Here is a 26,015-nt window from a genome sequence, read left to right on the forward strand (position 1 = left end):
TCCCTCTTCAAGACAGTTGTCACATCCATTCCCTTACACGGCAGCTTCTTGTTGTGGCTGGCCAAAACTGGCCAGCAGGTTTCCTAGCTCGACCAGTTCCGGTCGCCGAGCCAATACCGCGTCTATATAAGAGAAGAAGCGCGGGACATCGTCGACATAACGCGGCTTGCCGTCGCGATGACAAATCCGGGCGAAGATCCCGATAACCTTCAAATGACGCTGCACGCCCATCAGATCACTGGCGCGACGGAATTCGTCGAAATCATCCTGCACTGCAATCCCCAGCGCCCCGGCTTTCTCCCAGTAAATCCTCAGCCAACCTGCAACACGCTCCTCCGGCCAGCTTAGGAATGCGTCCTTGAACAGGCAGGTAATGTCATAAGTGACCGGGCCGTACACGGCGTCCTGAAAATCCAGCACGCCGGGGTTTGGCTCACTGATCATCAGGTTGCGCGGCATGTAGTCGCGATGAACCAGAATCCTGGGCTGCGCCAGCGCACTGCTGATCAGCACGTCACTGATCCGCTGCCAACTGGCTTGCTGCGCCTGATCCAACTCGATGCCCAGATGCTGCTTGACGTACCACTGCGGAAAAAGCTCGAGCTCACGGCGCAAAAGTGCGACGTCATAGCTGGGCAGCGGTGCCTCCATCGGCAGTTGCTGATACGCCAGCAGTGCTTCGATGGCATCGGCGAACAATTGATCGGCATTATTTTCGTCAATCACATCCAGATAGGTTTTTCGACCCAGGTCATTGAGCAAAAGAAAGCCCTGATTCAGGTCTTCGGCATAAATTTTCGGAACATTAATTCCCGACTCGCTCAATAAATGGGCGATATCGACGAAGGGTTTGCAGTTTTCGTGGGGGGGTGGAGCGTCCATGACGATAAAAGTGCGACCCTCGCCTTCCCAGCGGAAGTAGCGACGAAAACTGGCGTCGCTACTCGCCGCAGTCAACGTGGCCGGGGGTATCGCGCCCCAGCCTTGGGCTGCGAACAACATTGGCAGTTGCTCATCGAGCCAAACTTTCAGGTGTTGCAGGCGTACATCTTGATCTGGCATTGCAAGGGTCTCCGACGGCGCTAGCCGTCAAGCGGGTCATGCTTTATTATCCGACATCTTTTTCAGCCCATCGAGAGGCGTGCGGCCCCCCCGCGGGCAGATGGCGCGCAGGAAGCCCGGACTAATAAGATGGCATTGAAATCCCCCGCGTTTCGTAAAAAATTTCCGTTGCTCGTAACCGGCAGTTTGCTGGCGATGCAACCTCTGGCCACCCAGTACGTGGTTGCAGCTGAACAGTATGACTGCTCGGTGTCTGCAACAGGTGCCTGGGATTGCTCCCCGAAAACCAACGCAGCCCAGTTGCCCCCGCGGCCGGTGCACGACGCCAACAGCGTGTCGTCCAATAGCAGCACGGCGAACGGTTCCACCACGATCACCGAGAGCGGCGAAGTGGTGCCCAAGACGATGCTGGTCACCGAGGCCAAGGGTCGCGGCCTGCAGTCGCGCAGTGCAGACTACAGTCACCTGGACTGGGTTCCACGCGAGAAGCTGACCGCTGCCCAACTGGCAGAGACGGGTCCGTACTGCTCAGGTGCCTATATCGAGCCAATTCGTCCAGGCATGGACGACAAGACCGCCAAGAGCGATGCGCCGACGTTTATCGGCGCCAAGGCTTCGCGTTATCAACAGGATGAACAGATTGCGACCCTGGCCGGTGACGTCGTCCTGCGCCAAGGCTCCATGCAGGTCGAATCCGATGAAGCCAGCCTGCACCAGGCCGAAAACCGCGGTGAGCTGAACGGCGATGTCCGTTTGCGCGACAACGGCGCGCTCATTGTCGGTGACCACGCCGAAGTGCAGCTGGACACCGGCGAGGCGAAGGTCGACAACGCCGAATACGTGCTACATAAATCCAACGTGCGTGGTAACGCGCTGTACGCTCGTCGTGCAGAGAACGCGATCATCCGTTTGAAGGACGGTACGTACACCACGTGCGAACCGAGCAGCAACGCCTGGACGGTCAAGGGCAACAACATCACCCTGAACCCGGCAACCGGCTTCGGTACCGCGACCAATGCCACGCTGCGCGTGCATGACATCCCGGTTCTTTACACCCCGTATATCTATTTCCCGATCGACGACCGTCGCCAGTCCGGTTTCCTGCCACCGAGCATCGGCGCCAGCACCGACACCGGCTTCTCGTTGCTTACGCCGTACTACTTCAACCTGGCGCCGAACTACGACGCCACGTTGTACCCGACCTACATGGCCAAGCGCGGCCTGTTGCTCGAAGGTGAATTCCGTTATCTGACCAAGAGCAGCGAAGGACAGTTCGGTGCGGCTTACCTGAACGACCAGAACGATGATCGCAAGCAGGAATCCGATTACAAGGACACCCGCTGGCTGGTCAACTGGCAGAACCGCAGCGGCCTGGATGAACGCCTGACCGCTCACGTCGACTACACCAAGGTCAGCGATCCTTATTACTTCAAGGACCTGAAAAGCGGCCAGGAAGGCGTGAGCACTCACGACTACCTAAACCAGCAGGGCGACCTGACTTATCGCGGCGACAGCTATCAGGCGCGTCTGAATGTTCAGCAATATCAGCTGACTACCGTCACCCAGATTACCCCGTATGGCCGTCTGCCTCAGCTGACGCTGAACGGCACCCTGCCTTTCAATCCGGGCGGGCTGAAGTTTGACTACGAGTCCGAGCTGGTGCGCTTTGACCGTGATCTGCGCGATGGCAACTTCGTTGACGAGGACGGCATCCCGCAGAGCCGTCTGGATAACAACGTTCAAGGTCTGGCTCGCGCCAACGGCGATCGCCTGAATCTGGCGCCGTCGGTCAGCCTGCCACTGACCGCTTCATACGGTTATGTCACTCCGAAACTGAAGTACGTCTACACCAAGTACGATCTTGACCTGGATGCTGACGGCAAACGCACCTTGCTCGCGGACGAAACGTACAACAGCTCCCAAGACCGCTCCGTGCCGATCTTCAGCGTAGACAGCGGCCTGTACTTCGATCGCAACACCAACTGGTTCGGCAAGAACTATCGCCAGACCCTGGAACCGCGACTGTACTACCTCTATGTGCCTGAGAAAGACCAGACCGACATCCCGATTTTCGACTCGGGTGAAACCACCTTCAACTATGCCTCGCTGTTCCGCGACAACCGTTTCGTCGGCTCCGACCGCATCGGCGACGAGAACAAGCTGTCGCTGGGCGTGACCAACCGCTGGATCGAAGACAATGGCTTCGAACGCCAGCGTGTCAGTATCGGTCAGGCGGTGTACTTCGCTGATCGCAAGGTGCAGTTACCAGGCATCAGCTACGAAGATCGCAAGGACGCACAGTCCGACGTGTCTCCGTATGCGCTGGAATACGAATACCGCTTCAACCACGACTGGCGCGCCACGTCGGACTTCAACTGGGACCCGGACAGCCGCAGCACCCGCTCCGGCAGTGCAATGGTTCACTACCAGCCTGAAGACAACCCGGGCAAGATCATCAACGCCGGCTACCGCTATCGTAACGACCAGGTTCGCTACGACCAGACGACTGGCCGCTGGAGCGTGGGCGGTGGCGATTACACCTACCCCGACGGCACCGTCATCAAGGACTACTACAAGATCCAGCAGCACGACTTCTCGGTCATCTGGCCGGTCGCGCCGCAATGGAGCGCCATCGGTCGCTGGCAATATGACTACAACCGTGATCGTACCCTCGAAGCCTTTGGTGGTTTTGAATATGACAACTGCTGCTGGAAGCTGCGTTTGATCAACCGGTACTGGGTCGACTATGACGAGTCCACTCAAGAGATACCGCAGAACGAGAAAGGCGACCGCGGCGTATTCCTACAAATCGTGTTGAAGGGACTTGGTGGCGTAGTCGGCCAAAAAGTTGAAAGCTTCCTCGACAAAGGCATCCAAGGTTATCGTGAACGTGAAGACCAAGCTTTCTAATTGTCTGCGCCCGCTGATGGTGGGCGCACTGCTCATCGGTACGGTGGCGCACGCTGAAGTGCGCACCATCGACAAGGTTGTAGCCATCGTCGACAACGACGTGGTCATGCAAAGCCAACTCGACCAGCGCACCCGTGAAGTTCAGCAAACCATTGCCAAGCGTGGCCAAGGTGTTCCGGCAGCCAGTGCTCTGGAGTCTCAGGTCCTCGATCGTCTGATTCTGGAAAACCTGCAACTGCAGATCGGCGAACGCTCCGGCATCCGTATCACCGACGAAGAGTTGAACCAGGCGGTTGGCACCATTGCTCAGCGTAACAACATGAGCATCGAACAGTTCAAGGGCGCGCTGGCCCACGACGGTCTGTCGTACAACAGCGCCCGTGAACAGATTCGTCGGGAAATGATCATCAGCCGCGTGCGTCAGCGTCGCGTGGCCGAGCGTGTTCAGGTGTCGGAGCAGGAAGTGAAGAACTTTCTCGCCTCAGATCTGGGCAAGGCGCAGTTCTCGGAAGAGTTCCACCTGGCCAATATCCTGATTCCTACGCCTGACAGCGCCTCGTCGGAGCAACTCCAGGTGGCAGCGGCCAAGGCCAAAGATCTCTACGGCAAACTGCAGCAAGGTGCGAACTTCGAGCAGTTGGCGATCGCCTCCTCGGCCAGCGAAAGCGCCCTGGACGGCGGTGACATGGGCTGGCGTAAAGCCGCTCAACTGCCACCTCCGTTCGGCGACATGCTCAACTCGATGAGTCCGGGCCAGGTAACGCCTCCTGCCCGTACCCCGGGTGGTTTCATCATCCTCAAGCTGCTGGAAAAGCGCGGCGGTGAGACTCAGACCCAGATGCGCGACGAAGTGCACGTTCGTCACATCCTGATCAAACCAAGCGAAATCCGTAGCGAAGAGGAAACCCAGAAGCTGGCAAAGCGCATTTATGACCGCATCGAAAACGGTGAGGATTTTGGCGAGCTGGCGAAGAGCTTCTCCGAGGATCCGGGCTCTGCGCTCAACGGCGGCGATATGAACTGGGTTGACCCACGATCGCTGGTTCCCGAATTCCGCGACGTTATGAACGATACTCCACAGGGCGTAGTGTCCAAGCCTTTCAAGACTCAATATGGCTGGCATGTGCTGGAAGTCCTGGGACGTCGCGCAACCGACGGCACCAGCCAGGCGCGCGAGCAACAGGCGATGAACGTACTGCGTAACCGCAAGTACGACGAAGAGTTGCAAACCTGGTTACGCCAGATCCGCGACGAAGCCTACGTTGAAATCAAGCTCCCTGGCGCAGACCAGGCGCCCAAGTGAAACCCCGGCGTTTCGCGCTGACACCCGGCGAGCCCGCCGGCATTGGCCCTGACCTATGCCTGCTGCTCGCCGCGCAGTCCCAGCCGCACCCCCTGATTGCCATTACCAGTTGCGACCTGCTCAGTGAGCGGGCTGCGCAACTGCGTGTGGCCATCAACCTGGTTCCCGTCACGCCGTCCGCATGGCCTGACGTCCCGGCACCTGCCGGCAGCCTCTACGTCTGGGACACCCCCTTACAGTCGCCTGTGATTGCCGGGCAACTGAACAAGGCCAACGGCGCCTTCGTCCTCGAAACCCTCACCCGCGCCGGGAAAGGCTGCATCAATGGCGATTTCGCCGGGATGATCACCGCCCCCGTACACAAGGGTGTGATCAACGAGGGCGGTATCGCCTTCTCCGGTCATACGGAGTTTCTGGCTGAACTGACCCGGACCGAACAGGTGGTCATGATGCTTGCCACCGGCGATCTTCGCGTGGCATTGGTGACGACTCATCTGCCCTTGCGCGCGATCGCCGACGCCATCACCGCCGAGCGGCTAGAGCGGGTCACGCGCATCCTGCACGATGATCTGGTCAACAAGTTCGGCATCCCACACCCGCGCATCCTGGTCTGCGGACTGAATCCTCATGCCGGGGAAAGCGGTCATCTTGGTCGCGAAGAAATCGACATCATCGAACCAACTTTGGAGCGTCTGCGCAGCGAGGGCCTGGATCTGCGCGGCCCGCTGCCGGCTGACACTCTGTTTACCCCCAAATATCTGGAGCACTGCGACGCAGTGCTGGCGATGTACCACGACCAGGGCCTGCCGGTGCTGAAATACAAAGGCTTCGGCGCCGCTGTCAATGTCACGCTTGGCTTGCCGATCATCCGCACCTCTGTGGATCACGGCACTGCGCTGGATCTGGCCGGCAGCGGCAAGATCGACACCGGCAGCCTCAAGGTCGCGCTGCAAACCGCCTACCAGATGGCCGAGACCCGTAAATGACTGAGCAATACCAACACAAGGCGCGTAAGCGCTTCGGCCAGAACTTCCTGCACGATGCGGGCGTGATCGACAAGATCCTGCGCTCGATCCGTGCAAAGGCCGGTGACCGCATGCTGGAAATCGGCCCAGGCCAGGGTGCCTTGACCGAAGGCCTGCTTAGCAGCGGCGCGCAACTCGATGTCGTGGAACTAGACAAAGATCTGGTGCCGATCCTGATGCAACAGTTCAGTGCCATGCCCAACTTCAACCTGCATCAGGGCGATGCACTGAGATTCGATTTCAATATTCTGAATGCGGCCCCCAGCAGCCTTCGCGTGGTCGGCAACCTGCCATACAACATTTCCACGCCGCTGATCTTTCACCTGCTGCAGAACGCCCACCTGATTCGCGACATGCATTTCATGCTGCAAAAGGAAGTGGTAGAGCGGCTGGCCGCAGGCCCCGGTGGCGGAGACTGGGGTCGGCTGTCGATCATGGTTCAATACCATTGCCGTGTGGAACATCTGTTCAATGTCGGCCCCGGCGCGTTCAACCCGCCGCCCAAAGTCGATTCGGCAATCGTGCGTCTGGTGCCGCACGAGACATTGCCGCATCCGGCCAAGGACCACCGCACCCTGGAGCGCGTCGTCCGCGAAGCTTTCAACCAGCGTCGCAAAACCTTGCGCAATACCTTGAAGGCTCTGCTGACCAGCGAAGAGATCACTGAAGCAGGCGTGGACGGCAGCTTGCGCCCCGAACAACTGGATCTGGCTGCGTTCGTGCGTCTGGCCGACAAGCTCACCGATAAGCCTGTCGTCGGTTGATACCCTCAGGACGTGTCCGGCCAAAGCACCAATTGGTTATTAGGCCGTCACATGTCCTAGACTCATTCTTCTCCGGGCTTTTCCGGCTTTTTCCGCCCCCGCTTTTAAGGCCTTTTGCATGTCCGATCCTCGTTACCAGATCGACGTCAGCGTCGTCACCCGTTTCCTCGCAGAACAGTCCCAGCCTGAGCAGAACCGCTTTGCCTTCGCCTATACCGTTACGGTTCATAACAGCGGTGCGCTGCCGGCCAAGCTACTGTCGCGCCACTGGGTCATCACCGACGGAGACGGCAACGTCGAAGAAGTTCGCGGCGAAGGCGTCGTTGGCCAGCAGCCGCTGATTCAGGCCGGTCAGAGCCACACCTACAGCAGCGGCACTGTCATGACGACCAAGGTTGGCAACATGCAGGGCACCTATCAGATGCTGGCAGAAGACGGCACATCGTTCGATGCGGTGATCGCCCCGTTCCGGCTGGCCGTGCCGGGAGCGCTTCACTGATGACGGTCTACGCAGTCGGCGACCTGCAAGGTTGCCTCGAGCCGCTCAAGTGCCTGATGCAGCGCGTGGCGTTCGATTCGGCCAAGGACAAACTGTGGCTGGTGGGCGATCTGGTGAACCGAGGCCCACAGTCCCTGCAAACCTTGCGTTTTCTCTACGCCATGCGCGACTCCATCGTCTGCGTACTCGGGAACCACGACCTGCATCTGCTCGCCGCCGGTCGCAATATCGAGCGCCTGAAGAAGGGCGATACGCTGCGGGAAATCCTCGAAGCCCCCGACGCCAACGAGTTGCTTGAGTGGCTGCGACAACAAAAGCTGATGCACTACGATGCAGAGCGCGATATCGCCCTGGTACACGCGGGCATCCCGCCGCAGTGGACGCTGAAAAAAGCCCTGCGCTGCGCCGAGGAGGTCGAAGAGGCCCTGCGCGATGACAACCTGTTCGAACCGTTTCTCGACGGCATGTACGGTAATGAACCGGCCAAGTGGGATAAGGACTTGCAGGGCGTGACGCGCCTGCGTGTGATCACCAACTACTTCACACGGATGCGCTTCTGCACCAGCGACGGCAAGCTGGACCTTAAGAGCAAGGAGGGCCTGGACAGCGCTCCCGCCGGGTATGCGCCCTGGTTCAGCCACCCGGATCGCAAGACCAAGGGTCTGAACATTATTTTCGGCCATTGGGCGGCGCTCGAAGGTCGCTGCAGCGAGCCGGGTGTTTACGCGCTCGATACCGGTTGCGTATGGGGCGCGGCGCTGACGATGCTGAATGTCGATACGCGTCAGTTGGTCCACTGCGACTGCAATGAGCAAGGCTACGTCGCTTCCTCTGCATCGGTTGACTCAACGGTTAACGACCCGGCCAACCTGCAGCGTTAGACTTATCCATCCCGTTCTCGACAGACCGAGAACCCAACGGCCCAGGAGCCCGCCATGACCGACTTCAAACGCATTCCGCCGGAGCAGGCTCAGGCCCTGCGCGAACAAGGGGCCGTGCTGGTCGACGTTCGCGATGCACAGACGTACGCCAGTAATCACATCCCCAATTCGCACCACCTGGATAACCATTCCATCGCCGACTTCATCCGCCAGGCCGATCTCGATAAACCGCTCGTGGTCCTCTGCTATCACGGCAACTCAAGCCAAGGTGCAGCGGCCTATCTTGCAGGTCAGGGCTTCTCCGAGGTCTACAGCATGGACGGCGGCTTCGAACTCTGGAAAACCACCTTCCCCGGTGAAACCGCGCAAAGCTGATCGAAAAATTTTTTCGGTACGCGAAGCCGCGGTCCACGCGGCTTCGCATGCCCAACTGACGAACGGCTACCTCACATTCATCCGCCTTCCTCCTGTCTGTCCGCGAATCCGAACTATCCTTAGCCTCAGGCCATCCGAATCAGGGGAGAGCCGGTACACCGGCGCGTGGGTCATCGGTAGCTACTTTAGGGTGTTTGGGGGGTAAATGACCGCTGAGTAATCGGCAGTCATCCAGCATCGACTGACGATCCGCCGCCGGCTCCACGTATCGAGCGAGGTGACGTCATGAATTTTTTTAGCCACTTCCAACAACGCTATGAATCTACACGCCAGGAAGAGTTCTCGTTACAGGAGTATCTGGAGCTCTGCAAACAGGATCCCAGCAACTACGCCTCTGCAGCAGAACGTCTGCTGCAGGCCATTGGCGAGCCCGAGTTGCTCGACACGTCGACCAATTCGCGCCTTTCCCGAATCTTCTCCAACAAGGTAATCCGGCGCTACCCTGCCTTTGCCGACTTCCATGGCATGGAAGAGTGCATCGACCAGATCGTTTCGTATTTCCGCCATGCCGCTCAGGGCCTGGAAGAAAAGAAACAGATCCTCTACCTGCTTGGCCCGGTCGGTGGCGGTAAGTCTTCGCTGGCCGAGAAACTTAAACAGCTGATCGAAAAAGTCCCCTTCTATGCCATCAAGGGTTCGCCGGTCTTCGAGTCACCACTGGGCCTGTTCAATGCCACGGAAGATGGTGCAATCCTTGAAGAAGACTTCGGCATCCCCCGGCGCTACCTGAGCACCATCATGTCGCCCTGGGCGACCAAACGCCTGGCTGAGTTCGGGGGCGATATCAGCCAGTTCAAGGTAGTCAAATTGTACCCATCGATCCTCAGCCAGATTGCTGTCGCCAAGACCGAACCGGGTGACGAAAACAACCAGGACATCTCCGCCCTGGTCGGTAAGGTCGACATCCGCAAACTCGAAGAATACTCACAGAACGACGCCGATGCTTATAGCTACTCCGGCGCGCTGTGCCGGGCTAACCAGGGCCTGATGGAATTCGTGGAGATGTTCAAGGCGCCGATCAAGGTGCTGCACCCCCTGCTCACCGCCACCCAGGAAGGTAACTACAACAGCACCGAAGGCCTGGGCGCTATCCCGTTCACCGGTATTCTGCTGGCCCACTCCAACGAATCGGAATGGCACAGTTTCCGCCACAACAAGAATAACGAAGCCTTCATTGACCGGATCTACATCGTTAAGGTGCCGTACTGCCTGCGCGTCAGCGATGAAATCAAGATTTACGACAAGCTGCTGTTCAACAGTTCACTGTCCAACGCCCATTGCGCTCCGGACACCCTGAAAATGCTTGCCCAGTTCACGACGCTGTCGCGCCTCAAGGAGCCGGATAACTCGAACATCTATTCCAAGATGCGCGTTTACGACGGCGAGAATCTCAAGGATACCGATCCTAAAGCCAAATCGATTCAGGAATACCGTGACAGTGCGGGCGTCGACGAGGGCATGAACGGACTCTCGACCCGCTTTGCGTTCAAAATACTGTCGAAGGTCTTTAACTTCGATCCTCACGAGATCGCGGCTAACCCGGTTCACCTGCTTTATGTGCTCGAGCAGCAAATCGAACAAGAACAGTTCCCGGCGGAAACCCGCGAGCGCTATCTGCGCTTCATCAAGGAATACCTTGCCCCTCGCTACATCGAGTTCATCGGCAAGGAAATCCAGACGGCGTATCTGGAGTCTTACAGCGAATACGGGCAGAACATTTTTGACCGCTACGTGCTGTACGCCGACTTCTGGATTCAGGATCAGGAATATCGCGATCCGGAAACCGGCGAAATACTCAACCGTGTAGCCCTCAACGAGGAATTGGAGAAAATCGAGAAACCAGCTGGCATCAGTAATCCGAAGGATTTCCGCAACGAGATCGTCAACTTCGTACTGCGTGCCCGTGCCAATAACAACGGCAAGAATCCGACCTGGCTCAGCTACGAGAAGCTGCGTGTGGTGATCGAGAAGAAAATGTTCTCGAACACCGAGGATCTGTTGCCGGTTATCAGCTTCAACGCCAAAGCTAGCAAAGAGGATCAGCAAAAACACAACGATTTCGTGACCCGGATGGTCGAGCGGGGCTACACCGATAAACAGGTACGTCTGCTGTCCGAATGGTACCTGCGCGTGCGCAAGTCGCAATAAAGCAGCTGTGAGCTACAAGCTTCAAGCGGCAAGCCGAGTGCGTCAGCGTCTGAATGACTGACCAAGACCAGCTTGCCGCTTATGGCGGTTTTTTTCTTGTAGCTGCCCGGAGGGCCTATGAGCTATGTGATCGACCGACGTCTCAATGGCAAGAACAAGAGCACGGTGAATCGGCAGCGCTTTCTGCGTCGTTACCGTGATCACATCAAGAAAGCAGTCGAAGAAGCAGTCAGCCGTCGTTCCATCACCGATATGGAGCACGGCGAGCAGATCAGCATCCCCGGTCGGGATATAGATGAGCCTGTGCTGCACCATGGCCGCGGTGGCAAGCAGACCGTCGTGCACCCCGGTAACAAGGAATTTACCAGCGGCGAACACATTGCCCGCCCACAAGGTGGCGGTGGCGGCAAGGGGTCTGGCAAAGCGAGCAACTCCGGCGAAGGCATGGACGAGTTCGTGTTCCAGATCACCCAGGAAGAATTCCTGGAATTCATGTTTGAAGATCTTGAATTGCCCAACCTGGTCAAACGTAATCTGACCGGCACCGAAACCTTCAAAACAGTCCGCGCGGGCATCAGCAACGAAGGCAACCCGTCGCGCATCAACATCATCCGCACATTGCGCTCGGCCCATGCTCGGCGCATCGCGTTGTCGGGCAGCAGCCGGGCCAAACTCAGGGAGGTGCTTGCTGAAGTCGAGCGCCTCAAACGCGAAGAACCCGACAATTTCGGCGACATTCAGGAGTTGGAAGTCGAGGCCCGGCGCTTGCAGGCGCGAATCAAACGCGTCCCTTACCTGGACACGTTCGACCTTAAGTACAACCTGCTGGTCAAACAGCCCAACCCCAGTTCCAAGGCGGTGATGTTCTGCCTCATGGACGTCTCGGGCTCCATGACCCAGGCGACAAAGGACATCGCCAAGCGCTTTTTCATCCTGCTCTACCTGTTCCTCAAGCGGAACTACGACAAGATTGAGGTCGTGTTCATCCGCCATCACACCAGCGCGCGGGAGGTCGATGAGGAGGAGTTTTTCTATTCCCGGGAAACCGGTGGCACCATCGTTTCCAGCGCCCTGAAGCTGATGCAGGAAATCATGGCCGAGCGCTACCCGACCAGCGAGTGGAACATCTACGCGGCGCAGGCTTCAGACGGTGATAACTGGAACGATGACTCGCCAGTCTGTCGCGACATCCTGATCAAGCAGATCATGCCGTTCGTGCAGTACTACACCTATGTCGAAATCACCCCGCGCGAGCATCAGGCGCTGTGGTTCGAATACGAGCGTATCGGCGAAGCCTTCGCTGATACGTTCGCCCAGCAGCAGCTGGTCTCAGCCGGTGACATTTATCCGGTATTCCGTGAACTCTTCCAGCGCAGGTTAGCGACATGACCGCCAGAGAGCAGAAACGCCAACCCCTTTCCACGGGTTCCGAGTGGACGTTCGAACTGATCCAGGCGTACGACCGGGAAATCAGCCGCATCGCCGAGCGTTATGCACTGGACACCTACCCCAATCAGATCGAGGTAATCACCGCCGAACAGATGATGGATGCCTATGCATCGGTGGGTATGCCGCTGGGCTATCACCATTGGTCCTACGGCAAGCATTTCCTCAGCACGGAGAAATCCTACTCGCGCGGACAGATGGGACTGGCGTACGAAATCGTCATCAACTCCGATCCGTGCATCGCTTATCTGATGGAAGAAAACACCATTTGCATGCAGGCGCTGGTCGTGGCGCATGCCTGTTATGGCCACAACAGCTTCTTCAAGGGCAATTACCTGTTCCGCACCTGGACCGACGCCAGCTCAATCATTGATTATCTGGTGTTTGCCAAGCAATTCATCACTCAGTGCGAGGAGCGCCATGGCATCGATGCGGTCGAGGATCTGCTCGATTCCTGCCATGCGCTGATGAATTATGGCGTGGACCGCTACAAACGCCCCTACCCCATTTCCGCGGAAGAAGAACGCCGCCGCATGAAGGATCGGGAAGAGCACCTGCAAAAGCAGATCAATGACCTGTGGCGCACCATTCCGAAAAACGTCAGCAAGAATGACAGGGAAGACAGCGCTCGCTTTCCCGCCGAACCGCAGGAAAACATTCTGTATTTCATTGAGAAACACGCGCCCTTGCTGGAGCCGTGGCAGCGCGAAGTCGTGCGCATCGTGCGCAAGATTGCCCAGTATTTCTATCCCCAGCGCCAGACTCAGGTCATGAACGAAGGCTGGGCAACGTTCTGGCACTACACGCTGATGAATGATCTGTACGACGAAGGACTGGTGACTGACGGATTCATGCTCGAATTCCTTCAGTCCCATACCAGCGTCGTGTTCCAGCCCGGTTTCGACAGCCCTTACTACAGCGGTATTAACCCGTACACCTTGGGCTTTGCGATGTATCAGGACATCCGGCGCATGTGTGAACACCCTACCGACGAGGACCGGCATTGGTTCCCGGACCTGGCGGGTACGGACTGGCTGACGGCCGTGAAATTTGCGATGAGCAGTTTCAAGGACGAAAGCTTCATCCTGCAGTACCTCTCCCCTAAAGTGATCCGTGACCTGAAGCTGTTCAGCATTCTGGATGACGACCAGAAGGAGGATCTGCTGGTACCTGCCATCCATGATGAAACAGGCTATCGGACCATCCGGGAGACGCTCGCGGCGCAGTACAACCTGGGCAACCGTGAACCCAACGTGCAAATCTACAGCATCGATCGCCGCGGCGACCGATCGCTGACCCTTCGCCATCAGCAACACGACCGAAAGCCACTGGGCGACTCAACCGACGAAGTGCTCAAGCACCTGCATCGTCTATGGGGCTTCGATATTCATCTGGAGACGCTACAAGGCGATCAGGTGATGAAAACCCACCATGTCCCACCCAAAAGCGAACACGCTGACAGTGAGTATCCCCGGCTCGACCTGGCGGTCGTTCACCTCTAGAAGTTAAAGCGCGACCTGGAAAAATGCACCTCCGCAAGCACGACGTTAGGTTTATCCTGTCGCGCTTACGGAGGTTTTTTATGCAGATTTATAAAGTCGGCGGCGCGGTTCGCGATCGCCTGCTTGGCAAACCGGTCGCCGATACCGATTGGGTCGTCGTCGGCGCGACAACCGATGAAATGCTGATCAAGGGCTATCGTCCCGTGGGCACGGACTTCCCGGTGTTTCTGCACCCACTGACCGGCGAGGAATACGCCCTCGCTCGCACCGAACGCAAAACAGGGCGCGGTTACGGCGGATTCGTGTTTCATGCCTCTGCGCAGGTGACCCTCGAAGAAGATCTGATCCGCCGCGATTTGACCATCAACGCCATTGCCGAGGACAAGGAAGGCCATCTGATCGACCCCTATCACGGTCAGCGCGACTTGCAGGAACGCGTTCTACGCCACGTTTCTCCGGCATTCGCGGAGGATCCGCTGCGGGTGCTGCGCGTTGCCCGATTTGCAGCCCGCTATGCAGCCGACGGTTTCACCATTGCGCCGGAAACATTGGTGCTGATGCGCCAACTCAGCGCATCGGGGGAACTGGAAGCCCTCACGCCGGAGCGCAGCTGGAAGGAAATTTCCCGCGCACTGATGGAGCGAGAACCACAAGTTTTCATTCAGGTGCTGCGCGAATGCGGCGCGCTCAAAGTGCTGATGCCGGAAGTCGACGCGCTGTTCGGCGTGCCACAGCCCGAAATTCATCACCCTGAAATCGACACCGGCCTGCATGTGCTCAGCGTTCTGCATCAATCCGCCGTGCACCATCAGCCGCTCAGCGTGCGCTGGGCCTGCCTGCTGCATGACCTGGGCAAAGGACTGACACCAGAAGAAGAATGGCCCAGGCATATCGCCCATGAGCAAAAAGGCCTCAAAGCCATCAAGGCAGTGAGCCTGCGCTTCAAGGTACCCAGAGATTGCCAGGAACTGGCGCTGCTGGTCGGCCAGTATCACACCCACGGACATCGCGCTCTGGAACTGCGACCTTCGACCTTACTCGACCTGCTACAAACCTTCGACGTGTACCGCCGCCCGCAGCGCTTCGAGGACTTTATACTGGCATGCGAAATGGACGCGCGAGGCCGCAAGGGGTTCGAGGATCGTAGTTATCCACAGGCCGAATACCTCAGGGGCGCAGCTGAAGTAGCCACGCGGGTAGCCGTGCAGCCGCTGCTGGACAAGGGGTATCAGGGGCAGCAACTGGGCGAGGCACTAAAGCGTGAGCGGCTGGATACGCTGACGGTTTATAAGGCGTCTTATCAATTGTGATTGCAACACCAGCGCTATAGCGGCCCTTGCGGCAGTAGCGGCATGCGGCCTGTCATCGCCGGCAACCCGGGCCGTTATAGAGCGTTCCTACCTTAAGGGCTCAGCCAACATCGACGCCGGCGTCAACTGCTCCCCCCGCCACTCGAACCCGACCGGCCACAAACGCTGGTCGATTTGCGCGCTTTCCCACAAGTGAGCAAACGTGACGCCTGCACCAGGATGAGTCTTTTGCGGAGCAAGGAGAGACAATGGCCACAGCACGAACGCATTCTTCAAGATCTCCGCGCGCGGCAGGATAAGTCCATCGAAGTTGCCCACCTGATCGCCATACAGCAACACATCGATATCCAGCGGCAAGCCCTTGCGTTCCGGCGCGTAGCGACCATTATCGGCTTCGATGAATTTCAGGCGGCGGTCGAGCTCGATCAACGGCAGGTCGGTCAGAGCCGATACCACCAGATTGATAAACGGCCCGCTTTTGATCCCCACCGGATGACTCTCGAACACAGGCGAGCAGGACATATCGGTCAGGAAACCGGCCAGGGCGTCGAGCCCGGCACACAGGTGCAGATGCCGGTCGACATTGCTTCCCAGGCCCAGGAAAATCCGTGTCAGCGACATCCGCGCTCGATCTCCACGCCCACGCCCTTGGCTGCTGGCACGGCCCCGGGCTTGGTCAGTTTCAGGTGCAGCCAGGGGATGTTGAATTCGCTCATCAACACATCGGTCAGGCGCTCGGCAAAAGTCTCGACCAACTGGAATTGCGACTCCTGGGCAAACGCCTGAATGCGCGCAGAAACGCTGGCATAGTCAAGTGCCTTGCTCAGGTCATCGCCCGCCGCTGCGGGCCGGATGTCCCACGCAAAACTCAGGTCCAAACGCAGGCACTGTCGGATGCCACGCTCCCAGTCGTAGGCACCGATCACCGTATCGACCTCCAGACCCTCAATGAAAACTCTGTCCAAGCCTTTCTCTCCACTGCACGACAAGGGCGCGATGCGCCGTTAGAATCAGGGCATCCCCGCCCGGAATGGTTAGCATGTTTTGGTTACTGGCGATCCTCGCCTACCTGCTCGGCTCACTGTCCTTCGCCATCCTGCTCAGCCGCCTTACCGGCAATCCAGATCCGCGCGCCAGTGGTTCGGGCAACGCCGGCGCCACCAACATGCTGCGCCTTGCGGGCAAAAAGCTCGCCATCCTGACCCTGATCGGCGACGTCTGCAAAGGATTGGCCCCGGTGCTGATCGCTGCAGCAGCGGGGCTTGATCCCAGGCAACAGGCCTGGATCGGGCTTTGCGCAGTGCTGGGCCACCTGTTTCCGCTGTACTTCCGCTTCCGAGGCGGCAAGGGCGTGGCGACTGCGGCGGGCATGCTGCTGGGCCTGTATGCGCCCGCCGCCCTGCTGGCGATCGTCGCCTGGCTGCTGATCTTTTACCTCACTCGCACCAGCTCACTGGCTTCGTTGATCGCCACGCCCCTGACTCTGCCGCTGCTCGCCTGGCAGCAGCCTCATGCGCTGTTACCCATGAGTCTGCTGAGCCTGCTCATCGTCTGGCGCCACCGCGGCAATCTACGCGACCTGCTTGCCGGGCGCGAACGGCATTTCTGAATGCAAAAGATGAAAAAGGCTCATTCGAGCCTTTTTTCCACCACACTGTTATTCATCAAAGACCCGGCAACTGCTCCATTGGCCAGCGAGCCTGGACGCTGATACTCAGGCTTTCCTTTTGCCCCGCCTGTAAACGCTGACACCCGGCAAAAGCGATCATCGCGCCATTGTCAGTGCAGAATTCAGGGCGCGCGTAATACACATTGCCACCCAGCCCGCCGAGCATCTGCTCCAAAGACAGACGCAAGGCCTTGTTCGCGCTCACGCCACCGGCGATCACCAGACGCTTGAGCCCGGCTTGCTTAAGGGCGCGTTTGCACTTGATGGTCAGAGTCTCCACCACCGCCTGCTGGAAGGCCAGTGCAATGTCGCAACGGGTTTGCTCGCCGTCGTCTCCAGCGCTTTGGCACTGTTGCCAGGTGTTGAGAGCAAAGGTTTTCAGGCCGCTGAAGCTAAAATCAAGACCTGGACGGTCGGTCATCGGCCGCGGAAAAGTGAAGCGACCCGGCTCTCCGCTCATCGCAAGGCGAGAAATTTCCGGACCGCCAGGATAATTCAGGCCCATCATTTTCGCAGTTTTATCGAATGCCTCACCAGCAGCGTCGTCCAAGGTCTCGCCCAAAAGCTCATAAAGGCCAATGCCATCGACACGAACCAGTTGCGTATGCCCCCCCGAGACCAATAAAGCGACGAACGGGAACACGGGCGGATGTTCTTCCAGCATGGGGGCCAGCAGATGGCCTTCCATGTGGTGCACTCCCAGCGCCGGAATGTCCCACGCAAAGGCCAGCGCCTGGGCACAGGAAGCCCCGACCAGCAGCGCGCCGACCAGGCCAGGGCCTGCGGTGTAAGCGATGGCATCGATCTCTGTGGCCGCACAGTCTGCCTCGGCCAACACCTGACGAATCAAGGGCAGCATGCGTTTTACGTGGTCGCGTGATGCCAGTTCAGGAACCACGCCGCCGTAGACCCGATGCAGGTCGATCTGGCTGAATAATGCATCGGCGAGCAGCCCGCGCTCGCTGTCATAGAGCGCAACGCCGGTCTCGTCGCAGGAAGTTTCCAATCCCAGTACTAACATGGGGTACGCCTTGTAGAGGCTGAATTCGAAGGCGCGCATAATAGTCGCCGCTCATGGCTGCGACCAGCAGTTTTCGATCAGGGGCTTTGCATTCCTCGCGCCGAGGGGTTAACATCCGCAACCCTTAAAACCGGCGTACTCAGTGCAAGTGTTGTGCGAGGCGTCGACCCCGGTAATGAATGAAGGTAGCTCTGGATGCCAGCCGTCAAAGTTAAAGAGAATGAACCCTTCGACGTAGCTCTGCGTCGTTTCAAGCGCTCCTGCGAGAAAGCCGGCACTCTGGCCGAAGTTCGTAGCCGCGAATTTTACGAGAAGCCAACTTCCAAGCGTAAGCGTATGGCAGCTGCTGCTGTTAAGCGTCACGCCAAGAAAGTTCAGCGCGAACAGCGCCGCGCCGTTCGCCTGTATTAATACAGACGTTCATCGCAAGCTTCTGCCTTGCCCGGCCTCAAAGCCGGGCTGTCGGCAGTTACAGTTTTAGCTTCACGCAGCACAGACAGTGGCGGTCTACATCGCTTTCGCGGTCAAGACGTAGCCTGTCGCACTCTTCCAGCCTGATTCAGGCAGCGTTGACCCGTCTACACTGACCAAGCAACCGTCGTTACGCTTTGGATTCGCCACGATCTTTCTGGCGGGGCGCCTGATGATGAGAACGCCATGGCCGGACTGATTCCCCAAGGTTTTATTGACGACCTCCTGAACCGCACCGACATCGTCGATGTTGTCAGCTCTCGCGTTCAATTAAAGAAAACCGGCAAGAATTTCAGTGCCTGCTGTCCTTTCCACAAGGAAAAGACACCCTCGTTCAGCGTCAGCCCTGACAAGCAGTTCTACTACTGTTTTGGCTGTGGCGCAGGTGGCAATGCCCTTGGCTTCATCATGGACCACGACAACCTGGATTTCCCCCAGGCAGTCGAGGAACTGGCCAAAGCCGCTGGTATGGAAGTACCCCGCGAACAGGGCGTCAGAGGCCAAAAGCCCAGACAGCCTACTGATTCGCCGCTTTACCCGCTATTGACTGCTGCCGCCGACTTTTATCGTGCCGCACTGAAAAGTCACCCGACACGCAAATCCGCAGTGGACTACCTGAAAGGCCGTGGCCTCTCGGGCGAAATTGCCCGCGATTTCGGGCTGGGGTTCGCCCCGCCCGGCTGGGACAATCTGTACAAGCATTTGAGCAGCGACACTCTTCAGCAAAAGGCCATGATCGATGCCGGCCTGCTGATCGAGAATGCCGAAACCGGCAAGCGTTACGACCGCTTTCGTGACCGAGTGATGTTTCCCATTCGCGACAGTCGGGGTCGGGTCATTGCCTTTGGCGGTCGCGTACTGGGTGACGACAAACCGAAGTACCTGAACTCGCCCGAGACGCCGGTATTTCACAAGGGCCAGGAGCTGTACGGCCTGTTCGAGGCGCGCAAATACAATCGCAACCTTGACGAAATCATCGTTGTCGAAGGTTACATGGACGTCATTGCGCTGGCGCAGCAAGGCTTGCGCAACGCTGTCGCAACACTGGGCACCGCAACCAGCGAAGAGCACCTAAAAAGGCTGTTTCGCGTGGTGCCAAACGTCCTGTTCTGCTTCGACGGAGACCAGGCCGGTCGCAATGCCGCATGGCGAGCGCTGGAGGCAACGCTTTCAAGCCTTCAGGACGGTCGCCGCGCACGCTTTCTGTTTTTACCCGAAGGTGAAGACCCGGACACGCTGGTGCGGGCAGAGGGCACCGACGCATTCAAGGCAAGGATCAACCAGCACGCACAGCCGCTGGCCGACTATTTTTTCGAACAGCTGACCAAAGAAGCAGACCCTCGCTCGCTGGAAGGCAAAGCGCACATGGTTACTCTGGCGGCGCCGCTGATCGAAAAAGTTCCGGGGGCCAATCTGCGCGAACTGATGCGCCGTCGGCTCAAGGAGATCACTGGACTTGACACTGCGGCGGTGAATCAACTGGTGCAGGCCGCGCCACCCGAAGCGCAGCCGGCCTACGACCCAGGCTTTGATTACGATTCGGTGCCTGATTACGGCAACTATGCGCCTCAGGATACCTACGAACCACAGCAGGCCTGGGCGCCGAACACGTCAGGGGGGCAACAGAAGAAGTGGGAAAAGAAACCATGGGAAAAAGGCAAGAAGTGGGACAAAAACGGGAAACGACCGGATTTCGAACCACGTGCCCCGCGAACGCCGGCAACCGTCGAACCTCCGACCCTGACAGCACTCAGGACACTGCTTCATCATCCTGATCTGTCACAGAAGGTCGAAGACACTAGCCACTTCGCCGCTGAAGACAACGTTTACTCGCAATTGCTAGTGGCGTTGCTTGAGGCACTGCAGAAAAACCCGAAACTGCGATCGCTTCAGTTGATCGCTCGCTGGCACGGGACCGATCAGGGACGATTATTAAGGCAACTGGCGGAAAAGGAGTGGCTGATCTCGGCCGATAACCTTGAACAACAGTTTTTCGACACTATAACTAGCTTGTCCGCCCGCCAACGCGAGCGAAGCCTGGATCAATTGATCAGGAAGGAACGACAGACCGGGCTGAGCGCTGAGGAAAAAGTTCAGCTGCTCAACCTGTTAAATCGCAAAGTTCCTGCACAAACCCCGACCTCGACTGGCGCGTGAGGTCCGAGCTCGGGTATAATCCTCGGCTTGTTTTTTGCCCGCCAAGACCTTCAGTGGATAGGGTGTTATGTCCGGAAAAGCGCAACAACAGTCTCGTATCAAAGAGTTGATCACCCTGGGTCGTGAGCAGAAATATCTGACTTACGCAGAGGTCAACGACCACCTGCCGGAAGATATTTCTGATCCGGAGCAGGTGGAAGACATCATCCGCATGATTAACGACATGGGGATCCCGGTACACGAGAGCGCTCCGGATGCGGACGCCCTTATGCTTGCCGATGCCGACACCGACGAAGCGGCCGCTGAAGAAGCAGCCGCAGCGTTGGCGGCAGTGGAAACCGACATCGGACGCACAACCGACCCGGTCCGCATGTATATGCGCGAAATGGGTACGGTCGAGCTTCTGACGCGCGAAGGCGAAATTGAAATCGCCAAGCGCATCGAAGAAGGCATCCGTGAGGTGATGGGTGCAATTGCGCACTTCCCTGGCACGGTCGAGCATATTCTCTCCGAATACACTCGCGTTACCACCGAAGGTGGTCGCTTGTCCGACGTTCTGAGCGGTTACATCGACCCGGACGACGGCATTGCCCCGCCCGCCGAGGTACCGCCGCCGATCGATCCGAAAGCCGACAAGGCGGAAGCTGCTGACGATGACGACGAAGAGTCTGACAGCGACGATGAGGAAGAGGCCGAAAGCGGTCCTGATCCAGTCGTGGCCGCCCAGCGTTTCGGTGCGGTCTCCGATCAGATGGCAATCGCCCTCAAAGCCCTGAAAAAGCATGGTCGTGGCAGCAAGCAGGCTAACGAAGAGCTGCTGGGCCTGGCTGAGCTGTTCATGCCGATCAAACTGGTTCCTAAACAGTTTGAAGGTCTGGTGGAACGCGTTCGCGGCGCCCTGGAACGTCTGCGTGCACAGGAACGCGCCATCATGCAGCTATGTGTGCGTGATGCACGCATGCCACGTGCCGACTTCCTGCGCCAGTTCCCGGGCAACGAAGTCGATCAGAGCTGGACCGATGCACTGGCCAAGGGCAAGAGCAAATACGCCGAAGCCATCGGGCGCTTGCAAGCCGACATCCAACGTTGCCAGCAGAAGCTGACTGCGCTGGAAGAAGAAACCGGCCTGACCGTGGTGGAAATCAAGGACATCAACCGTCGCATGTCGATCGGTGAGGCCAAGGCCCGCCGCGCGAAGAAAGAAATGGTTGAAGCGAACTTGCGCTTGGTGATCTCGATCGCCAAGAAATACACCAACCGCGGCCTGCAATTCCTCGATCTGATCCAGGAAGGCAACATCGGTCTCATGAAGGCAGTGGACAAGTTCGAATACCGTCGCGGTTACAAGTTCTCGACGTATGCCACTTGGTGGATCCGTCAGGCGATCACTCGCTCGATCGCAGACCAGGCGCGCACCATCCGTATTCCGGTGCACATGATCGAGACGATCAACAAGCTCAACCGTATTTCCCGGCAGATGCTGCAGGAAATGGGTCGCGAACCGACTCCGGAAGAGCTGGGCGAACGCATGGAAATGCCTGAGGACAAGATCCGTAAGGTATTGAAGATCGCTAAAGAGCCGATCTCCATGGAAACCCCGATCGGTGACGACGAAGATTCGCATCTGGGTGACTTCATCGAAGACTCGACCATGCAGTCGCCAATCGATGTCGCTACCGTTGAGAGCCTGAAAGAAGCAACGCGTGAAGTGCTCTCGGGCCTCACCGCCCGCGAAGCCAAGGTGCTGCGTATGCGCTTCGGTATCGACATGAATACTGACCACACCCTTGAGGAAGTCGGTAAGCAGTTCGATGTAACCCGTGAGCGTATTCGTCAGATCGAAGCCAAGGCGCTGCGCAAGCTGCGCCACCCGACCAGAAGCGAACACCTGCGTTCGTTCCTGGACGAGTAAGCCAATCGCGTATTAACAAAAGACCCCAGCCATGCTGGGGTTTTTTGCGTTTCAAGGACATGTTTGGCATGTGTGCCACCGTCCGCGAGCACAGCTACACTCGACTCACTCCTAACGATGCAACTCATGAGGCTGCCATGTTTCGGATGCCGGCCATTGCTCTGTTGTGCTTGATGGGGTCGACGACAGTCGACGCCCAGTCTCTTTCTCAAGGGACGGGTAACTGGGAACGCATGCACGCCCGATCGATGCACGTTACGGATGTTGCATTGCTTAAGATCGAACCGCCAAACAGCATCAGCTACACAAGTGGCCTACGTCCGGGGACCGATGAGGGTTCGTATTCGACCGTTGCCTGCGCCGATCGACCCCAGGCAGAGTCCGTAAACCCGGCGCGGCAAAATCGCCGCTCCGAACCGGCCGCTCTCTGGCATGACTTCCTGCTATACGGGCTTCCAGGGCTCTTTCTGCTTTGCATGGTTCTGCTGATATTGGTACGGATCAATCGTCGCCTCAGCTCGGAAATCTCCCGTCGGGTGGCGCTGGAGCAAGAACTGCGCAGCAGCGAGTACCATTACCGGGGCATGATCGAAAGTCTCTCGGCCATCGCGTGGGAAGCCAACACTCACGACTATTCGTACAACTACGTCTCCCCGCACGCCGAAAACCTGCTCGGCTATCCGCTCCAGCAATGGCTCAAACCCGGTTTCTGGCGCGGCATCGTTGACCCTACGGATCTGGAGGCCACCGAAAGCTATCGCGACCAGCAAACCAAACTGCGTAACGACCACAGCGTAGATTACCGGGTCAACCATGCCGATGGCCGAACGTTATGGGTACGCGACATCGTTACGTTAATCAGCTACGGCCACGAACCGGTGATGCGTGGAATCATGATCGACATTACCGAGGCCAAGCAAACCGAAGAGGCACTGCGCCAATCCGAAGAAAAATTCGCGTCGGTATTCGCGCAATGCCCGGACATACTGGTCATCGCCAGGCTGTCCGATGGCTGTCTTCTGGAAGCGAACCAGGCATTCGTCGAGCAGATGGGAATAAACGTTCGCGACATCATAGGTCGCACCCCAAGTGAGCTGGATATCTGGGGCATCCCGGATGTCGGTCGCACCCTGTTGCAGCGCCTGCAAAAGGGCAGCATCCGCAATCTGGAAATGCCATTTCGCCGCAGTAACGGAAGAATTTTCACGGGCCTGTTATCCGCTGAGCCTTTCGAACTTGACTCAATCCCCGCAGTGGTAGTGGTGGTGCGCGACATCACGCCGCTCAAGCAAGCCCAGCAGCAGTTGCAGTTATCCGAAGAGAAATTCGCCAAGGCCTTCCACTCATCGCCCGATGGTCTGCTCATCTCACGGCAAAGCGACGGATTGCTGGTGGAAATCAACGATGGGTTCAGTCGCATCACCGGCTACCACAGTTCGCTATCGCTGGAGCGCACGACGCTCGATCTTGGGATATGGGTAGACCTGAACGAGCGCCGCCAACTGCTTGAGCAGTTGAACCGCGATGGCTTTGTCAAAGACTTCACCAGTCACATACGACGCAGGGACGGCCAGATAAGGCTGTGCGAGATCTCATCACGTCCGCTGCCGATCGGCGATGAAGACTGCATGCTGACCATCGCCCGTGACATCACCGACCGCCACCAGATGCAGGAAAAACTGCAACTGGCCGCGACCGTGTTTGAAAGCACGGCCGAAGGTGTACTGATCACCGACACACGACAGCGCATCAACGCGGTCAATCGCGCTTTCAGTGAAATTACCGGCTACAGCGAGGACGAAGCCATCGGTGAAACGCCCCGTCTTCTGGCGTCCGGGCTGCACGACGGCGCCTTTTATGCAGCCATGTGGTATCAACTGACCGCCGAAGGCCATTGGCAGGGAGAAATCAGCAATCGGCGCAAGAATGGCGAGATCTATCCCAGTTGGCTGACGATCAGCGCGGTGCGTAACCATGACCGGTTCATTACCCACTTTGTTGCCGTCTTTGCCGATATATCGAGCATCAAGCAGGCTCAGGCGCGGCTCGATTATCAAGCGCACCACGACCCGCTGACAGGCCTGCCCAACCGCACGCTGTTCGAAAGCCGGTTGCACGCCGCCCTTGTTCACAGCACGGAGACCTATAGCCTCGGCGCGGTGCTGTTTCTCGATCTGGACCGCTTCAAGCACATCAACGACAGCCTCGGACACCCGGTCGGCGACCTGCTGCTCAAGGGCATCGCCCAGCGCCTGAAGGAAACCCTGCGCGACATCGACACAGTCGCCCGCCTGGGTGGCGATGAATTCATTATCCTGCTTCCCGGCCTGCAAACCGGGAGCGACGCCGAGACGATCGCCACCAAGCTGCTGAACAGCTTCTCTGCTCCCTTCCAGGCAGGCGAGCATGAGTTCTTCATCAGTACCAGCATTGGCACTGCGCTGTTTCCTACCGACGGAGCAGACGTCGCCACCCTCATCAAGAACGCTGATGCCGCGATGTATCGGTCCAAGGCCAAAGGGCGCAACCGTGTAGAAAGCTATACCCGCGATCTGACCGCCCAGGCCAGCGAGCGAGTAGCGTTGGAACACGAACTGCGGCGTGCCATCGAACGCAATGAATTCACCCTTTCCTACCAACCCAAGATCAGTCTGCTGACACAGCATCTGGTCGGAGCCGAAGCGCTTATCCGCTGGACTCATCCAACTTTCGGGGAAGTCCCACCCGAGCGATTCATCCCTCTGGCAGAGGAAAATGGCATGATCCTGCAAATCGGCGAATGGGTACTTGAGAAAGCCTGCCAGCAACTCTACCAGTGGAACCAGGCCTGCGATCAGTTTGGCTCGCTTTCGGTAAACCTGGCAGGCGCCCAACTGCGCCAACCCAACCTGCTGAACCGCATCGAGCAGTTGCTCCACCAATACGACCTGGCGCCTGGCCGCCTGCAGCTGGAAATCACCGAAAACTTCATCATGTCCCAGACCGAAGAAGCGCTTTCCGTGCTGCACCGTCTCAAAACACTTGGCGTGCAGTTGGCCATCGACGACTTCGGTACCGGCTATTCATCGCTCAGCTATCTCAAGCGCCTGCCCCTGGACATCCTCAAGATTGACCAGTCATTCGTGCGCGGCTTGCCTGACGACCAGCACGACGCCGCCATCGTGCGCGCCATTATCGCCCTTGGCCGCAGTATGCAATTGACCGTCATTGCAGAAGGCGTAGAAACCCTCGAACAACAGCAATTCCTCGCTGATGAAGGCTGCGAACAGATCCAAGGCTACCTCGTCAGTCTCCCCCTACGCCCTGAAGAATTTTGCTCAAGGTTTCTTCGTATGGCTGTTTCAGACTTTTCGGATAGCACAGTGCGGAAACCGTCGTTATAATCCGCCGCCTGACTGAGGGCCTATAGCTCAGTTGGTTAGAGCAGAGGACTCATAATCCTTTGGTCCACGGTTCGAGTCCGTGTGGGCCCACCAAACTCAAAGCCGCGTATTACGCGG

At 58.1% G+C, this 26,015-nt stretch carries 20 protein-coding genes and 1 tRNA gene; 17 read left to right on the plus strand and 4 right to left on the minus strand.

Annotation, left to right across the window (positions count from 1 at the left end; all coding sequences use genetic code 11):
* Positions 1 to 33: 33 nt before the first annotated feature.
* Positions 34 to 1,062 (minus strand): aminoglycoside phosphotransferase family protein, encoded by a 1,029-nt coding sequence (locus B3I26_RS14590; RefSeq protein WP_296258548.1) that lies wholly within the window; start codon positions 1,060 to 1,062, stop codon positions 34 to 36.
* Between the two features lie 129 nt (positions 1,063 to 1,191).
* Here B3I26_RS14590 and B3I26_RS14595 point away from each other — a divergent pair, with 129 nt between their 5' ends.
* From B3I26_RS14595 to B3I26_RS14645, 11 genes are all read left to right on the plus strand, one after another.
* Positions 1,192 to 3,972, plus strand: a complete 2,781-nt coding sequence (locus B3I26_RS14595) for an LPS-assembly protein LptD (RefSeq protein WP_296258549.1) — start codon at positions 1,192 to 1,194, stop codon at positions 3,970 to 3,972.
* Entirely contained in the window at positions 3,953 to 5,275 is a 1,323-nt protein-coding gene (locus B3I26_RS14600) for a peptidylprolyl isomerase (protein WP_296258550.1), read from the plus strand. Before B3I26_RS14595 ends, B3I26_RS14600 begins: the two co-directional genes overlap by 20 nt.
* Positions 5,272 to 6,261, plus strand: coding sequence for a 4-hydroxythreonine-4-phosphate dehydrogenase PdxA (gene pdxA, locus B3I26_RS14605; RefSeq protein WP_296258552.1), 990 nt, complete (start codon positions 5,272 to 5,274; stop codon positions 6,259 to 6,261). Before B3I26_RS14600 ends, pdxA begins: the two co-directional genes overlap by 4 nt.
* Complete coding sequence (gene rsmA / locus B3I26_RS14610) at positions 6,258 to 7,064, plus strand: 16S rRNA (adenine(1518)-N(6)/adenine(1519)-N(6))-dimethyltransferase RsmA (RefSeq protein WP_296258553.1); 807 nt, start codon at positions 6,258 to 6,260, stop codon at positions 7,062 to 7,064. Before pdxA ends, rsmA begins: the two co-directional genes overlap by 4 nt.
* A gap of 118 nt (positions 7,065 to 7,182) precedes the next feature.
* Positions 7,183 to 7,563: a Co2+/Mg2+ efflux protein ApaG gene (gene apaG, locus B3I26_RS14615; protein WP_296258556.1), complete on the plus strand. Its 381-nt coding sequence runs from the start codon at positions 7,183 to 7,185 to the stop codon at positions 7,561 to 7,563.
* A complete protein-coding gene (locus B3I26_RS14620; RefSeq protein ID WP_296258558.1) occupies positions 7,563 to 8,444 on the plus strand; it encodes a symmetrical bis(5'-nucleosyl)-tetraphosphatase in 882 nt (293 codons plus the stop codon). The genes apaG and B3I26_RS14620 overlap by 1 nt, the downstream gene beginning before the upstream one ends.
* Positions 8,445 to 8,498: 54 nt before the next feature.
* On the plus strand, positions 8,499 to 8,819 hold the full coding sequence (glpE, locus tag B3I26_RS14625) for a thiosulfate sulfurtransferase GlpE (protein ID WP_296258559.1): 321 nt from the start codon (positions 8,499 to 8,501) through the stop codon (positions 8,817 to 8,819).
* A 285-nt stretch (positions 8,820 to 9,104) separates the two neighbouring features.
* Positions 9,105 to 11,027 (plus strand): PrkA family serine protein kinase, encoded by a 1,923-nt coding sequence (locus B3I26_RS14630; protein WP_296258561.1) that lies wholly within the window; start codon positions 9,105 to 9,107, stop codon positions 11,025 to 11,027.
* A gap of 117 nt (positions 11,028 to 11,144) precedes the next feature.
* Positions 11,145 to 12,416, plus strand: a complete 1,272-nt coding sequence (locus B3I26_RS14635) for a YeaH/YhbH family protein (protein WP_296258562.1) — start codon at positions 11,145 to 11,147, stop codon at positions 12,414 to 12,416.
* Positions 12,413 to 13,975: a SpoVR family protein gene (locus B3I26_RS14640; RefSeq protein ID WP_296258564.1), complete on the plus strand. Its 1,563-nt coding sequence runs from the start codon at positions 12,413 to 12,415 to the stop codon at positions 13,973 to 13,975. The genes B3I26_RS14635 and B3I26_RS14640 overlap by 4 nt, the downstream gene beginning before the upstream one ends.
* Positions 13,976 to 14,055: 80 nt before the next feature.
* Positions 14,056 to 15,285, plus strand: coding sequence for a multifunctional CCA addition/repair protein (locus B3I26_RS14645; RefSeq protein ID WP_296258566.1), 1,230 nt, complete (start codon positions 14,056 to 14,058; stop codon positions 15,283 to 15,285).
* A gap of 87 nt (positions 15,286 to 15,372) precedes the next feature.
* Here the strand turns inward: B3I26_RS14645 and folK are convergent, their stop codons facing one another.
* On the minus strand, positions 15,373 to 15,906 hold the full coding sequence (folK, locus tag B3I26_RS14650; protein WP_296258568.1) for a 2-amino-4-hydroxy-6-hydroxymethyldihydropteridine diphosphokinase: 534 nt from the start codon (positions 15,904 to 15,906) through the stop codon (positions 15,373 to 15,375).
* Positions 15,897 to 16,250 (minus strand): dihydroneopterin aldolase, encoded by a 354-nt coding sequence (gene folB, locus B3I26_RS14655; RefSeq protein WP_296258570.1) that lies wholly within the window; start codon positions 16,248 to 16,250, stop codon positions 15,897 to 15,899. Before folB ends, folK begins: the two co-directional genes overlap by 10 nt.
* A 74-nt stretch (positions 16,251 to 16,324) precedes the next feature.
* Between folB and plsY the strand changes: the two genes are divergently transcribed.
* Complete coding sequence (gene plsY / locus B3I26_RS14660; RefSeq protein ID WP_296258572.1) at positions 16,325 to 16,894, plus strand: glycerol-3-phosphate 1-O-acyltransferase PlsY; 570 nt, start codon at positions 16,325 to 16,327, stop codon at positions 16,892 to 16,894.
* A 55-nt stretch (positions 16,895 to 16,949) separates the two neighbouring features.
* Here the strand turns inward: plsY and tsaD are convergent, their stop codons facing one another.
* Entirely contained in the window at positions 16,950 to 17,975 is a 1,026-nt protein-coding gene (gene tsaD, locus B3I26_RS14665) for a tRNA (adenosine(37)-N6)-threonylcarbamoyltransferase complex transferase subunit TsaD (protein ID WP_296258574.1), read from the minus strand.
* A gap of 195 nt (positions 17,976 to 18,170) precedes the next feature.
* On the opposite strand from tsaD, the gene rpsU reads away from it, so the two are divergent.
* The 5 genes from rpsU to B3I26_RS14690 all read left to right on the plus strand — a co-directional run bounded on the left by rpsU (position 18,171) and on the right by B3I26_RS14690 (position 25,991).
* Positions 18,171 to 18,386 (plus strand): 30S ribosomal protein S21, encoded by a 216-nt coding sequence (gene rpsU / locus B3I26_RS14670; protein ID WP_110951580.1) that lies wholly within the window; start codon positions 18,171 to 18,173, stop codon positions 18,384 to 18,386.
* A gap of 246 nt (positions 18,387 to 18,632) precedes the next feature.
* Positions 18,633 to 20,603: a DNA primase gene (dnaG, locus tag B3I26_RS14675; RefSeq protein WP_296258576.1), complete on the plus strand. Its 1,971-nt coding sequence runs from the start codon at positions 18,633 to 18,635 to the stop codon at positions 20,601 to 20,603.
* 67 nt (positions 20,604 to 20,670) lie between these two features.
* Positions 20,671 to 22,515, plus strand: coding sequence for an RNA polymerase sigma factor RpoD (rpoD, locus tag B3I26_RS14680; protein ID WP_296258578.1), 1,845 nt, complete (start codon positions 20,671 to 20,673; stop codon positions 22,513 to 22,515).
* A 59-nt stretch (positions 22,516 to 22,574) separates the two neighbouring features.
* Positions 22,575 to 25,898, plus strand: coding sequence for an EAL domain-containing protein (locus tag B3I26_RS14685; RefSeq protein ID WP_409522033.1), 3,324 nt, complete (start codon positions 22,575 to 22,577; stop codon positions 25,896 to 25,898).
* A gap of 16 nt (positions 25,899 to 25,914) precedes the next feature.
* A tRNA-Ile gene (locus B3I26_RS14690) sits at positions 25,915 to 25,991 on the plus strand.
* Positions 25,992 to 26,015 lie beyond the last annotated feature (24 nt).

Origin of the sequence: Pseudomonas sp. UBA5706, assembly GCF_002419965.1 — a bacterium.
In the GTDB taxonomy this organism is placed as follows: domain Bacteria; phylum Pseudomonadota; class Gammaproteobacteria; order Pseudomonadales; family Pseudomonadaceae; genus Aquipseudomonas.